At 44.4% G+C, this 13,458-nt stretch carries 17 protein-coding genes; 6 read left to right on the forward strand and 11 right to left on the reverse strand.

Annotated features, from left to right (window positions below):
* Positions 1 to 56: 56 nt before the first annotated feature.
* Entirely contained in the window at positions 57 to 602 is a 546-nt protein-coding gene (locus AB6D80_RS14140) for a glutathione peroxidase (RefSeq protein WP_372188853.1), read from the forward strand.
* The gene (locus AB6D80_RS14145) at positions 599 to 1,066 is read left to right on the forward strand and encodes a DUF3429 domain-containing protein (protein ID WP_048616755.1); all 468 of its coding nucleotides are present in this window, start codon (positions 599 to 601) and stop codon (positions 1,064 to 1,066) included. The genes AB6D80_RS14140 and AB6D80_RS14145 overlap by 4 nt, the downstream gene beginning before the upstream one ends.
* 42 nt (positions 1,067 to 1,108) lie before the next feature.
* On the opposite strand, the gene AB6D80_RS14150 is transcribed toward AB6D80_RS14145, so the two are convergent.
* The 5 genes from AB6D80_RS14150 to AB6D80_RS14170 form a co-directional block, all read right to left on the reverse strand.
* Positions 1,109 to 1,543, reverse strand: coding sequence for an N-acetyltransferase (locus tag AB6D80_RS14150; protein WP_054541735.1), 435 nt, complete (start codon positions 1,541 to 1,543; stop codon positions 1,109 to 1,111).
* 48 nt (positions 1,544 to 1,591) lie between these two features.
* Positions 1,592 to 2,206 (reverse strand): LysE family translocator, encoded by a 615-nt coding sequence (locus tag AB6D80_RS14155; RefSeq protein WP_102456864.1) that lies wholly within the window; start codon positions 2,204 to 2,206, stop codon positions 1,592 to 1,594.
* A 130-nt stretch (positions 2,207 to 2,336) separates the two neighbouring features.
* Positions 2,337 to 2,690 (reverse strand): hypothetical protein, encoded by a 354-nt coding sequence (locus AB6D80_RS14160; RefSeq protein WP_082152309.1) that lies wholly within the window; start codon positions 2,688 to 2,690, stop codon positions 2,337 to 2,339.
* Positions 2,691 to 2,806: 116 nt separating this feature from the next.
* Positions 2,807 to 4,243, reverse strand: coding sequence for a lipopolysaccharide biosynthesis protein (locus tag AB6D80_RS14165; RefSeq protein ID WP_368084651.1), 1,437 nt, complete (start codon positions 4,241 to 4,243; stop codon positions 2,807 to 2,809).
* 16 nt (positions 4,244 to 4,259) lie between these two features.
* Complete coding sequence (locus tag AB6D80_RS14170) at positions 4,260 to 5,186, reverse strand: glycosyltransferase family 2 protein (protein ID WP_372188857.1); 927 nt, start codon at positions 5,184 to 5,186, stop codon at positions 4,260 to 4,262.
* A gap of 315 nt (positions 5,187 to 5,501) precedes the next feature.
* On the opposite strand from AB6D80_RS14170, the gene AB6D80_RS14175 reads away from it, so the two are divergent.
* Positions 5,502 to 6,650 carry a glycosyltransferase family 4 protein gene (locus tag AB6D80_RS14175; protein WP_009847229.1) on the forward strand — a complete coding sequence of 383 codons (1,149 nt, stop codon included), beginning with the start codon at positions 5,502 to 5,504 and terminating at the stop codon, positions 6,648 to 6,650.
* Between the two features lie 195 nt (positions 6,651 to 6,845).
* Here AB6D80_RS14175 and AB6D80_RS14180 read toward each other — a convergent pair whose 3' ends face one another.
* From AB6D80_RS14180 to AB6D80_RS14200, 5 genes are all read right to left on the reverse strand, one after another.
* On the reverse strand, positions 6,846 to 7,619 hold the full coding sequence (locus AB6D80_RS14180) for a viroplasmin family protein (protein ID WP_122046414.1): 774 nt from the start codon (positions 7,617 to 7,619) through the stop codon (positions 6,846 to 6,848).
* Between the two features lie 75 nt (positions 7,620 to 7,694).
* Positions 7,695 to 8,000, reverse strand: coding sequence for an NIPSNAP family protein (locus AB6D80_RS14185; protein ID WP_102249511.1), 306 nt, complete (start codon positions 7,998 to 8,000; stop codon positions 7,695 to 7,697).
* Between the two features lie 56 nt (positions 8,001 to 8,056).
* Positions 8,057 to 8,386, reverse strand: a complete 330-nt coding sequence (locus tag AB6D80_RS14190) for an AzlD domain-containing protein (RefSeq protein WP_009847233.1) — start codon at positions 8,384 to 8,386, stop codon at positions 8,057 to 8,059.
* A 2-nt stretch (positions 8,387 to 8,388) separates the two neighbouring features.
* On the reverse strand, positions 8,389 to 9,117 hold the full coding sequence (locus tag AB6D80_RS14195) for an AzlC family ABC transporter permease (RefSeq protein WP_009847234.1): 729 nt from the start codon (positions 9,115 to 9,117) through the stop codon (positions 8,389 to 8,391).
* Between the two features lie 115 nt (positions 9,118 to 9,232).
* The gene (locus AB6D80_RS14200; protein WP_009847235.1) at positions 9,233 to 10,066 is read right to left on the reverse strand and encodes an AraC family transcriptional regulator; all 834 of its coding nucleotides are present in this window, start codon (positions 10,064 to 10,066) and stop codon (positions 9,233 to 9,235) included.
* Between the two features lie 237 nt (positions 10,067 to 10,303).
* Between AB6D80_RS14200 and AB6D80_RS14205 the strand changes: the two genes are divergently transcribed.
* On the forward strand, positions 10,304 to 10,642 hold the full coding sequence (locus AB6D80_RS14205; protein ID WP_372188859.1) for a hypothetical protein: 339 nt from the start codon (positions 10,304 to 10,306) through the stop codon (positions 10,640 to 10,642).
* 20 nt (positions 10,643 to 10,662) lie between these two features.
* On the opposite strand, the gene AB6D80_RS14210 is transcribed toward AB6D80_RS14205, so the two are convergent.
* Complete coding sequence (locus AB6D80_RS14210) at positions 10,663 to 11,580, reverse strand: LysR family transcriptional regulator (RefSeq protein WP_372187510.1); 918 nt, start codon at positions 11,578 to 11,580, stop codon at positions 10,663 to 10,665.
* A gap of 90 nt (positions 11,581 to 11,670) precedes the next feature.
* On the opposite strand from AB6D80_RS14210, the gene AB6D80_RS14215 reads away from it, so the two are divergent.
* Both AB6D80_RS14215 and AB6D80_RS14220 read left to right on the forward strand, forming a co-directional pair.
* Positions 11,671 to 12,303 carry a LysE family translocator gene (locus AB6D80_RS14215; RefSeq protein ID WP_372188861.1) on the forward strand — a complete coding sequence of 211 codons (633 nt, stop codon included), beginning with the start codon at positions 11,671 to 11,673 and terminating at the stop codon, positions 12,301 to 12,303.
* 253 nt (positions 12,304 to 12,556) lie between these two features.
* Entirely contained in the window at positions 12,557 to 13,318 is a 762-nt protein-coding gene (locus AB6D80_RS14220) for a transporter substrate-binding domain-containing protein (protein ID WP_372188863.1), read from the forward strand.
* Positions 13,319 to 13,458: the final 140 nt, after the last annotated feature.

The raw sequence follows: 13,458 nt of genomic DNA on the forward strand, positions 1-13,458 counted from the left end.
CATTTCAAGTCGCTGAACAGTAATAACAGTTACGCCAACTAAAATGAGTCAGACTTATGAAACATTCACTGCTGTGCTCCACCGCCCTAATCGCGAGCCTAACAAGTTCATTCGCATTTTCAGCTAGCTGCCCTGAGATACTCAAAGGCAAACAAAGGCTGTTAAATTCAAACGAAGAAATTGAGCTGTGTGAAGAGTTTCAAGGTAAGACTTTATTGATCGTAAATACGGCAAGCCAATGCGGTTTCACGCCTCAGTTCGAGCAACTTGAGCAGCTTCACCAAACGTATAAAGATCAAGGATTCACGGTTGTTGGTTTCCCAAGCAATGATTTTCACCAAGACAGAGGAAGCGAGAAGCAATCCGCCAAAATCTGCTACCTAGATTATGGCGTCACCTTTCCGATGATGGCGCGCGCTTCACTCTCTGGGCCAGACGCAAACCCAGTCTTTGCCGAAATCCAACAACAAGCCGGTATCAAACCGAAATGGAATTTCTACAAGTTCTTGGTCAGCAAAGAAGGCAAAGTGATAGCAACCTTCCCGAGTTCTACCTCGCCAACCAGTAGTACCCTCAAAAATGCAATAGAGCAGCAGTTATGAGGTCAGATTACTTGGAGACAACTCAAACACGCAACACTATGGCCAAGCTCGGTTATATGGGTTTAATACCGTTTTTGTTCGGTCTACTGTTATCACTCACCGACAGCCAAGTCTTTAGCTTGAGCGGAGAAACACTCTTCATCACCTACAGCGTGGTTATCTTGAGCTTTTTGTCGGGCATCTTGTGGGGCAATGGGATAGAGAACTTCGAAAGCCAATCCAGCAACAAGGCTCTGATTCTTAGCAATGTTATTGTGTTGGCAGCGTGGCTAGCGGTGCTACTCGGTGAGCAACAAGAGTTCCTCACCACTCTGATTCTGATCTTAGGCTACATTGCGGTTTGGCGAGCGGAAAGGTCAATGAGAGAAGAGAATCAAAGTGAAGGCCCCGACGGCTACTTTGATATGCGAACCCGACTGACCTCTAGCGTGGTGTTGATGCACGGTATCGTGATGTTGACCTAAGCGCGTGATGCCTGCATCTAAATAGACACAATGAAACGGGAACTAGACGATGAGCTGCATGACCAGACGAGGCTCATCGTCACCGAAATAATTGCTCTCTTCCTTGATGGTCACGAACCCCATCGACAAGTACAGCTCACAAGCCGAGTTGTTATTTGGATCAACAGTAAGCAACAGTTTGGAATCTTGTGGCAATGTTTCTATGGCCTGCTGCATCAATGAACGGCCAATCCCCATGCCTCGGTAGGCAGTATCCACAGCAAGTGACAACACCCAATACTCTTGTTGTTTGTCGGTTGGCGTCATTAACACGTAGCCTGCAACCTGCGAATCCTGTTTCGCCACCAACAAGCCCTTCCCCCAGCAATCAAATGCCTGACGAAAGAAAAACAACGGATAGGCGTGATCGCCAAATAAAGCATGTTCAAGCTGGTAGATATCAGCCAGTTCTTGTTTTTCCGCACAAACAACATTCATACATCGACCTTAAAAAGATTAACTATAAACTAAAAAGCAAAATAAGAACTACTGACGGCTCACTAACAAATTCGCACCAGATAAGGCAAGAAACACAGAACATGCTTTATTGAAGCGCTTGGCCATTTGAGGTTTTGAAAACCAATTTCGTAGATATAAGCCAAAGGCGGCATAGATAGAAATCGCGAGCATTTCTAACACTAAGAATGTGCTTCCGAGGATGAAGAATTGCGTGTTTACATTAGCGGTGACATCAACGAATTGAGGAAGGAATGCCGTGAAGATAAGTATCGCTTTTGGATTGCCCGCCGCGAGCGCGAACTCTTGTTTAACCAGACCAAACCAATTCTTATTTCGTTCGATATCCGCGACTGGGCTGGCTTGTGAGCGCCATAGGTTGAACGCAATCCATAATAGATACATCGCGCCAAATAGCTTAATAAGGAAAAACAAAGTTTCAGAGGTATAAAGCACGACAGCCAAGCCGGATGCAGCCAAAGCAATCATGCCAGAAAAAGCGAGGATTCTTCCCAGGCCCGCTACAAAGGCGGCCTGAAACCCATAACAACGGGCGTTGTTCATTGATAACAAATTGTTTGGGCCCGGTGTCATGTTGAGCGCAAAACAAGCGGGGATGAACAGCAGTAACTTCCAGATTTCCATTGGTGCTTCCTAATTGCCAGATGCCGCGGTGATTGAATCGTTGAACGAGACTTTACCTTTTATAACAGCATTTAATATCTTGGGTAGCAACATTTGAAAGCAGTAACCATTCTCTGGCGCACCATGCTAATTAGTTCTCAAAAAATTTCTCATATTCTGGCGTAGACAAATTTTCCGCGACGCCAATTTCACCGACAATATAGATAGCACTAGCAAGGGTTTCGATGGTTTGATTAAGCTCTCTATCAGGCACTTCACCAACAACAGGAACCGACGGGCGTGCAGACGTTGATTTGCAGACCACGCTTTCACAAACGATATTGTGCTGTTCCTGCTGAGAAACTTCTGGCGGCTTGAAATCTGGTGAATTGAAGTCGGGAGCACTCATACCCTCGCTTGAAAAATTAGAGGCGCTGTATGAGGCAGCTGAAAAAAGAGAAAGGAGCAACATCCACTTATTCATATATCTTTCCATCGTTAGCATTCGTTATATTTATAAATAATATCTAATTAAAATAATTATGAACAGTGTTTTATTATTAATAATTCATATACCTCTAGACACTTATAAGGATACCCCGCACTCTAAATGAAGTGAGTTCAACTTACATGTGACTGCTTACCTAGCGTAAACTTATCGAGCAGCGCCTGCGGAACAGGAATAACAGAGTATCGAACAAAGACGACTAACGTCACTATTGCCACAAAACTGCCTAAAACAAAGTCATGAACATCAATCAACACCCAACCAAGAAGCCTGTCACTGGTAATCGCAAGTATGGCGATACTCAACGCTGCCATCCATTTACGGTGATCATAAGGTAAATATTCCATTTTTTGGCTCACGATATAGAGCAGTGACAACCTCACGGCATAAGTACCACAAAGCACCACTACCACGGCCCACACGCCATAAATCGGTGTCACAACAAGATAGCCAATGGTTGCTAAGATCGCACAACCACCCTGTATCCACATTTGCGACTGACTTGAGTCACCGCTAAAACAACCGAGGTTAAGGTAATCCCCTGCATTCTTAATCACGCCGATGGCCAAGAGTGCCACGACGATGGTACCCGCATATTGATAACTGCTAGGCAAAATCAAAGTAATAAAACCGGGTACAGTGAGGATCATCAAACAACCCAACACAATGGCCAGATTAACGCCGACTAGCGCTCTGTCCGCACACTCTTTCTTACCATCAGGTTGTTGCAGCATGGCCACCCGATTTGGAAACCACCACAAAGCATAAGGCTGTAGTAGTAAGCCAAGCAGCAACGCAAACTTACCACTGACCGCGTAAATCGCCAGTTCTTCAACGCCTACAAAGCTCGCCATCACCCAGCGGTCTAGCCCTGTGATCATATACATCGAAGCTCCACCGACTAACGTGGGCAATCCAAATTTTAGGATCTTAGCGGAGTATTTGAGGCTGCCAAATGAGCCCATCTCCTGCCATTGATAACGCAGTAAACACAGCATCAATAACACACTCGAAACAGCGGCAGATATTAGTACACCATCAATGCCATAACCCGCTTCAAGCAATGCAAACGTCATAGCAGCTTGCACACTCGCCTTCATTACATTGAGCATGCAAAAGCGCTTAGCCATCGCATTCATTCGCATCAATGTTAACGGGATAGAAATCGCACCATCTAACATGGTCGGTATTAGCAAAAGTAGGATTTGATAAGGTTGGAACTCGACGGGAAGCATCAGTAACAACAACGGCATACTAAGAGCAATTAAAGCCCCTCCTAGCACACAGACCAAGACACTCAACGTGAAACAGTTCGAGACAAGCTTTCTCTTTTCTTCACCCTCAGCGACGCCCACATACCGGTACATTGCCTCAACAATCCCAAAGCTAAATAAGATCGTCCCGATGTCAGCCAACAAGACGATGGCTTCTAAAGAACCGTATTCAGCCAACGTCATCTTATGGGTGATATAGGGGATCATCACGAGCGAGATCCCTTTCATCATCACGATGCCGATGGCGTAATAGGCCGCCTGTTTTAATGAACCCATAGAAGTCACCTATTCCTTACAATGCAGGCATTAGGAAACTTTTACAGTCCCCAAGAAGATGTCGTAAGGTTCTTTTTTGAGGAGCCAACGCTAACGAGCGGATGCTATAAGACATGGCCCGTCGGTTCTGTTGTAAGCCTCTGTAATAGTCGGCGTAACCTTCTAGTATTCTTGCCTTTGCAATTTTGAAACTGGACGTCCGTAAGTTCCATCTCAGACTGTCATCTTGGTAACGTTGAAGAATGGTTTCGATAGACTGCAAATTTCTCAATTTAAGACTTTCAGTTTGGGTAACGGAACTCGCTCTCATCAAGTAACCAACCTGCACGGAGTTCAACACACCGATCTGATGGCTTTCACTCATTCGAAGCCACAGTTCCCAATCTTCCCCATACTTAATGTCAGCATTGAAACTGTCTGTTTGAGAGAACACATCCGCTTTCACCATGACGGTTGAGGTACCAATAACGTTATTTTCGATAATGAACTCTAGCGGGCTCTCAATATTAATGAACAACTCGTCTTGGTCTTGAAACTGCGACCAGTAACTAAAACAGTCGACTATCACTTGGTAGTCTTCAGTGAGGTGCTCGTAGTTAGTAAAGCTCATCGCAAGATCTGGGTAGCGCTGATGGAACTCGAGTTGTCGTTCGATTTTTTCTGGAAACCAAAAGTCGTCAGCGTCTAAAAAAGCAATGTATTCACCGGTCGCCTTTTCAATCCCTAGATTTCTCGCTTGAGGCGCGCCAACACCCAAAGTGGATAATTTAATGATGCGTTCATCTTCTATCGAAGCGAGATACGTCGACGTTCCATCGTTGCTGTTATCGTCAATGACAATGAGCTCAACATCTTGATGAGTCTGCTTCAGTACGCTGCCAATTGCCTTCGGCAGGTAATCCAAACAATTGTAGGTAGGAATAACAACACTTACTTTAGCCATAATGACGCCCTCAGATTTATACGTTATATGGCTGACGTTGCATGTTCTATGCCGAGAGTGCCTTGCTATGAAATCACTTTTAGATCAGTCGCCTACGCAGACACTCTCAAAATGACGAACAGGGTGATCAGACATGAGCGTCAAAACTCCAATTTGATTATCAATTTGAGAAAATGAGCGACTTCTTGGGGGATAACCTTCGGAAAACCATCGAAAAGCCCTCCAAAACTACGATTTTATCTTGGTTCGTATTTTGCTTTATTGGTTATTACCTTGGCTTGATAGCTTTAGTCATATGGATTTGAGGAGTAAGGAATGAAGAAAGTAGCATTTGTGGCACCAACCTACCCTGTACTCAGTGAGACCTTCATTCAAACAGAAGTCGACTCTGTGAAAGCGTGTGGGCACGATGTTTGTGTAATGACGTTCGAAATTGAAAACAGCGAAAAACAGTTCGACTACGACATTGTCGAAATAGGCAATAATGTTCGGATGGGTAAAGTCGCCAGCATTAATTGGATAGGTTTCATCAAGGCTATCTCATTTATTTCTAAGCAAACCAGCATGCCCAAAAAATCACTGTTCGCTTATGGGTTCAAACTGGCGCTGCAACTCGCCGAGAACGACGTCGAACACGTTCATGCGCATTTCTGTCAGCACACTACAGCTCACGCCATCGTCGCGGCAAAGCTACTGAACATCACCTGCTCGTTCGTTGCTCACGGTCATGATGTTTACGAGTTCGCTTATGATATTGAACAGAAGATTTCGTCGAGTGATTTTGTGGTCGCAGTGTGCAAAGACATGCTCACTGATTTCAACACCATGGCTAAGGGAAACATTAAGCTCCTGCACTGCGGAGTGAATACCAAACAATTCCAACTCACCCCCAAAACCGAAACGAAGCAACTTCGCTTTGTTTTTCTTGGTCGATTAGTGGAGCAAAAAGGTATCCACCATCTTATTGATGCATTGGCACCGATTGCCGAACCTCTCGACATTCATCTCGATATCATCGGTACGGGCGATTTAGAGCAACAATTAAAATTGCAGGTCAAAGAAAAAGGACTTGCTCGAAACGTGACCTTTCTTGGCGCGAAACCTCACGAGTGGGTCAAAGAGAAACTATCGAACTATGACAGCCTAATCGCGCCCTTCTGTTTTTCCGAAACCGGGTGTGTGGATACAGGGCCACTGGTTTTAAAAGAAGCGATGGCCGTGGGAACACCCGTCATTACCACCAACATCATGGGATGCAAAGAGATCGTCTCACCAGAGACAGGTTTTGTGGTTAGCGAAAAAAACGTGGAAGAATTAAGAGAAGCGATTGAGCGTTTCGCGCAGCTGAGCAGTAACGATAAAACATCGATGGGTTTAAAGGCACGTGAGAGAGTGAAAGACAGTTTTAATTCGATCAAACAAGCTCAGCAATTATCTCGTTGGATAGAGAACCCAGCTCAATAAGGAATAGCTCAGACGGCTGAGCATCGCAAGAACGGCTAAGCATCATACTAACTACTCAGCACCATAAGAAAACGGAGCACCACAAAAACAAAGAGCGCTACATTGATTTGAAATGTAACGCTCAACTTAGCACAGCCTAATGATGGCAACTTATGCTTTCAGTAACTTTCATTAGCTTTTCATTAAGAAGCCTAGCTAGCCTGCTCGCAGCGCCAAAATAGACTCAAGATCTTCGATGTCACGATATTGAGCTAGCTCCTGCTCTTTCGATGAAATAGCCACAATCGACATTCTATCGGCCAATTCGTTACCTTCAATGCCAACGTGTCCGTTCACATGGTAGATGGTAATTTTTGAAGCCAGCTCTTGGTAGAGAGCATACGCAGGCTTAATAATATCGAGGTTTTTGATCTCGCCGCCCGACTTAGTCCAGCCCTTTTTCTCCCAACCCGTTGCCCACTTAGTAATACAATCAATTGAGTACTTAGAGTCACAATAAATCGCTACAGAGAGACCCGCGTTTAGCTTCTCTTTTGCGAGCAAAAACGCCTGTTTAAGGCCATGTAACTCAGCGGTATTATTGGTTCCAACAGGTTGATACAAGCCATACCACAATTCGGTTAATTGGTTGTTTTGGTATACTGCTAAACCCGTCCCCGCTTCACCAGGGTTTGGTTCACACGCACCATCGGTAAAGATCTTGATATCAAAATGCATATCTGTGATTTGCTGCTCCGAAAGAGGCGGCACCTTAGCTTTCGTCGACTTACCCGCAGAGCTTGGCTTTGTCGCAGTAGAACCTGACGCAGACGACGTTTTACCACCGAAAGCAGACTCGGCCTCGCCTAGTGTTGGAAACGATTTATATCTCGCACCAGCAAAACCATCAACTTGCGACTTACACTCATTCCAAGTAGTAAAAATACCCGGTGTGCGACCTTTCCAAACCACATAATACTTCTTAGCCAAACTAACTCCTTACCTAAACACACAAATAGTGAATCAGTACATTAGATGCCACCAAGCTATACGTTGCAAGGTCTATCACTCTAAAACAGGTCTAAAAAAGCTGCGTTCATAACTCACGATGCAATCAACTTCGTCTGCAAATTCAAACGCTTTAATGCACTCAGCATCGCTCAGCGACTTAACCCGATATTCTTCGTAGGCAGTCAAACTTTCAAAGGTAAACAACGCCAAGGCAATATTGTTCGCCCCTTCCGACGGTAAGAAATAACCGTTGTGTTGACCTCCGAATTTAGCGACCAGAGGAATCCACATTTTTGCGTATGCCTCAAACTCACTTACCTTTTTAGGATCAATTACATATCGAACATAACAAGTAATCATAGTTATTCAGCCCTTAAATAATAGGAGAAACACAAAGCCGAAGTTGACGTTGAAGCTCAAGAAAAAAGGTAATCAACCGCAACGAGGTTATAGAACAAAAACACGCCCATACTGACGCCAATCGTTAGCAGCACATTGCCTGTTTTCCAAATCAACAGACCTGTGACCACCGCGCCTATCAAGTATGGGTTTTCAAGGCTTGGCCAAAATGTTTGTTCTGGTGCAAATACAATTGGCCCCCAAATCGCAGTCAGTACCGCAGGGCTTGAATAACGCAATAGGCGCCTTGCGGTTTGATTGAGTCGAAGCGGGATTGCAGGCTCAAGAAACAAATACCGACTAAAGAAAACAATCGCCGTCATAAGTAATATCGTTAACCAAATCATCTCTATTTCCCCTCCACGATTGTCTTGTTACCGTTGTTTCGCTCTTGGAACGATTCGCTGATAAAGCCCGCTAACATACCGGCAATCGCTGCAATCATTAGCCCGCCCTCAATATTGTTAACCGACATGGCAACCGAAGTGACCAGTGAAACCACCACACACACAACGACGGGTAGAGTTCGGATTAATGGGAACACCAAGGCGATAAAAGTTGCTGCGACCGCAAAGTCGAGCCCAATTTCATTGAGTGAAGGAATTTGGCTTCCCGCGACAATACCAGCAAAGCTCGCAATATTCCAAACGAGATAAAAACCGCCGCCTACACCCGCAGCATACCAGCGATTAAATTCTTTCTGAGACTGCCCACTACAAATCGCAAACAACTCGTCGGTGAGCCAAAATCCGAGTAATAGACGCCAACGCGTAGGAAGATGGCTGATTTTGTCACGCATCGATACGCTATACAGAAAGTGTCTAGACGTGATGAATAAGGTAGTCAACAACATGGTGCCTAGACCAATACCCGCTTTAAACATACCCGCAGCGACAAGTTGTGCTGAGCCAGCAAATAGAATAGCCGACATCGCTTGCGCTTGAAGCTGACTCAATCCAGCATCTATCGCATATGAGCCCGCTAGAATTCCCCAAGGGATTACCGCAATGCTCAAGGGCATTCCCGCTAAAACGCCCTTCCATAACTGTGTTCGTCTATCCATTGTTTCACTATCCATATAGTTCTTTTCTCTCTTCACATTGGCTATTCAATGTAAGAGGAGTTGAGTCGGTTCGATTGTACAAACTTGCTCGATTTGATGCCCCAATTCACCGTACCTTAGCCACGCAAGTTTAGAGCATTTTGATGTATTGCCCCGGCGTGTAGCCATTGGCCTTTTTGAAGTGTCGATGAAAATGGCTTTGATCATGAAAACCACACTCTTGCGCGGTATCAGAAATGGTATGTCCTTGTTTCAATAACTTACGCGAAAGCCTTAACCGAGATTGGATTTGATACGCATGCGGCGGAAGACCAAATTCTTTCTGAAAAGAACGCACTAAGTGAAACGGGCTCAATGCCGCTAACTTAGATAGTTCGTCTAGCGACACATCGGCTTGTGGGAAATCATCTAAAAACTCTTTCACCAACACAAGCTGGCGCTGAGTTTTCCCATCGAGTTGAGGGTTAAGCGGCGATTTTCCATGTCGACTAATCAGCTTAACCAACATCCCATACATCAAGGTCTCTCTTAACAGGCGATTGTCGGATTCATCAATCGTGTTAAAGACCAACCTCAATTGATTAGCGAGTTCAGGGTCTTCAACCACCGCTCTTGGGAAGTAAGGCGCACCGTAGTTCGGTAGGTTAAGCTCTTGAGTGATCTTGGCAAGTTGCTCTGGGAGTGGATACATGGCTCGATACGCCCAACCGCCTTCAGTGGCAGAGTGACCGCTATGAACTTCGTCGGCATTGACCAGAATAATCGCATTTTGTGGCGCGATATGATGCCCGCCTGTTCGATAAAAGCGCTGCGCCCCCTGCTCAATAACCCCAAGCGTGTAGCCCTCATGGCTGTGGCGTGAGAAGTTCTGCTTTTCGTATTCAGCATCAAGAATTTCAAGGCCACCGAGCTCTTCCGTTATCTTATATTCGGCCTTTTCTTTAGAGCGTTTCTTGTTCTCCATAACAATCCCCAAGCCTGTTAATTATCGAGCGACTTATCAGTCTACTCTATAGGCTCTTTCAGCTTTTGTACAAAATTGCGCTTTTGTTTGTTAATACTGTTTTTATCGTTGGCTTAATAACGCTTTCTAACTGGGAGGAAAGTCTTGGTCTATAACTAGTTGGCGAGAAATTGACAAATTAGTGGGGCAATCATGGCAATACTCTCTTCAAATCATCGGCAATAGACCTGATACACCATGAAAAATACGCTAATCCTTTTCTTTTTCCTGACCCTAACTGGGTGCACTCATAACCAATCAAAAGCACTGAGCATGAACTCCTCGTCGGTCAATACGTATCCTCAATCCATGTCGAACCTACAACTGTGCGACACCTTGTATTACGGGCGATCAAGCAACCAGACACTCGCAGCAATTGGCAGTGAGTTTAATCGAAGAGGTTTATCCAAGAGTTGGTGTAATACTGAAACCAACAAGCTCTATCTAACAAAGACGATTGATTGGGTTGCTGACCAAGTAGCAGACAAAGAAGATTCGGAGGAAGAAGCATCTGCCGTGGTGTTGCCTGCGAATTAAATGAGGCAATGACAGCGCACTTAATGACCTCGCTTGCTTAGGTAACTGTGTGACCTATTTTTACTCAAAAAATCCCAAGTTAACCTGGCTGCGTTCGAAGAAAAACAACCGCTTCTTTTCGCTACACAAATATTACGAGGGTACTCGGGCGCAAGAGGAATAACATTTACGCCGGGATGAGATTCTGGAACGGCAAGCTCTGCAACAATAGAAACACCTAAGCCCGCTCTAATCAAAGCAAGTATCGAGGTCAATTGAACAATGGTGTGTTTTTCTTTAAGGCGAGATTTTGATAGCTTAAACCATTCTCTAATGAGCGCCTCGCTGCCCCCTTTACTCAGTATAAAATCTCGATCTTCGATATCCACAGCCGACAAAACTGGCAACTGGGATAAAGGGTCATCTTCATGAACTAAAGCCACCATACGGTCAGTAAAGACTGGGATGATATCTAGATCCAAATACTCTTTATCAACCGCGATTGCAAAATCTACGCGCCCCTCTCGCAATGCTAATAATGCTCCTTCGTCAGTAAACTCGCTTATTTCAATTTTAACTTGAGGTAAGTGTTGGCTGATCGCATGAATTAGGCTGGGTAAAATATGTGTGGAAGCGGATGCGCCAAAAGAAGCCACTTTCACCTGTCCAGCCCCATCTTTTTGAATAAGTCGAAGCTGTCTCAATAACACCCCTCCCTGCAACTCCTGCTGTTTCGCGAACTCAGCAATCAACCTCCCTTCCTCTGTTAACAATAAGGGGCGACTGTCTCTTCGGACTAAAGCGAAACCTAACACATCTTCAGCACGTCGAAGAGCTTTGCTCGCAGCAGGTTGACTGACTCCTAATACCAGAGCGGCATCAGTGATACTTCCGAGCGCTAGTAGCTGCAGAAGTAATTTGGGAACTAATGATGGGATGCTTTCCAAGTCTTCAACCATTTATATAACCTCAGGTTATTTTGATATCTATCTCTATGCTAGCAGACTACTTTTTCCGAAAAATAGATACTAATCACCCGGAGAAAACAAATGACTATAGAAACATGGCTAACCTTCTGCCTCGCTTCACTTATCTTAACCATGACGCCAGGTCCCAGCATTTTGTTGGGCGTCATTCATTCAATGAAATATGGCGTTAATAAAGCTATTTTTACGGCACTAGGCGATATCTCAGCAAACTTCATACAGATGATCATTGTTGCACTTGGACTTGGCATCATAATGTCAACGTCTGAACTAGCGTTCGCCGTTATCAAGTGGCTTGGAGTCACAACATTGCTGTATATGGGTATCAAGATGTTGCGTGATAAACCTGAGTGTGATGCACAAATAACCACCAATTCACCCACCGCGATTTCAGGCCACAGACTCTATTTAAGTGGTTTCTTCGTTGCAGCGGGTAACCCCAAAGCGATTGTCTTTTTCACTGCATTCTTCCCCCAGTTCATAGACCCAACCAAGCCCCTGTTATCACAAATGTTGGTGATGTGCCCCACAATGGCAGTGTTGGATTTTACGTGGGTGATGATTTACGCAATCTCTGCCAAGAAGCTTCTTGGGTTTATGCAAGATCACCCAACGTACCTGAATAAAATCGGTGGCTCAGCGCTTTTAACTGCAGCCATCGTACTCGCAGTAACAAGTCACAGCTCCAACCTATAGTCGAGCCAGTAAAGGAAAAAACAATAAATTGAGTTTCATTCGAGGGGAAAAATCGTCTACTGTAACGCTACCTGCGGATTAATCGGATAAGTATTGTTAACGTCCTTAAATACGCTAGCAGTACTTCTGGCAATAAAACTGGAGCAAACTAATTGATCTTCATGCCTTTGCTCACATCAATATGCATTTGCATTGATAAATGTTAACAATTGGTTAATTATCCATATCCATTATTACTATAAGGAAATAACCAATGAAATGGATACTTGTTGCATTCGTCAGTGTTTTCTCTGTGTTCACATACGCAAAAGATTGGAAACAAATTCGCTTTACTGTTGAAGGGGCCTACCCACCGTTCAGTTGGACAACGCAAGATGGTGAATTAGAGGGGTTTGAAGTCGATTTAGCCAACGCCTTGTGTATCGAATTAGAAGTAAAATGTATCATCTCAAAAACTGATTGGGACGGTATTATCCCATCACTTTTAAGCCGTAAAAACGATGCAATTATAGCGGCTATGACCATTACCGAAGAACGTGAAAAGAAAGTTAATTTCACTATGCCTTACGCTAAAGTTCCCACTCGTTTTGTCATGGAAAAGGGGCGTGAAATCAATATGGATGACGGCAGCTTAAATGAACTAACAATTGGGGTTCAACGAGCAACTATTGGTGACAAGTACCTTTCTGAGATCTATCCAGATGTAGATACCAAACGTTACGGCTCATTCGATGAAGCCTTTACCGATTTACTCAACGGCCGCTTAGATAGCGTGTTTGGTGGTTCAATGGGGCTCAACGCAGGCTTTCTTGAAACGGATCAGGGTAAGGACTATCACTTTACAGGCCCTAAATTTACAGAAGAGAAGTGGTTTGGTCGTGGTATTGGAGTCGCTGTTAGAAAACAAGATGACGAATTAAAAGATCTTATCGATAGTGGAATACAAAGACTGATCGACAATGGTCAACATCAAAAAATCGCAAGTAAATACTTTTCATACAGCATTTACGAGTAGGCTGATGTACAGAGTGAACACCACCAATCACGAACTGTTGTTCACTTTTTGAAAGTTTCAGATAGCAAAAAGCCGCTCATAAAGAGCTAATGCCGTTCACTTAAGAGTGAACGGCATTTTTGTTCTTAGCATACCGTTGT

Source organism: Vibrio sp. 10N.247.310.17, from assembly GCF_041466605.1.
GTDB classification, from domain to species: Bacteria; Pseudomonadota; Gammaproteobacteria; order Enterobacterales; family Vibrionaceae; genus Vibrio; species Vibrio tasmaniensis_A.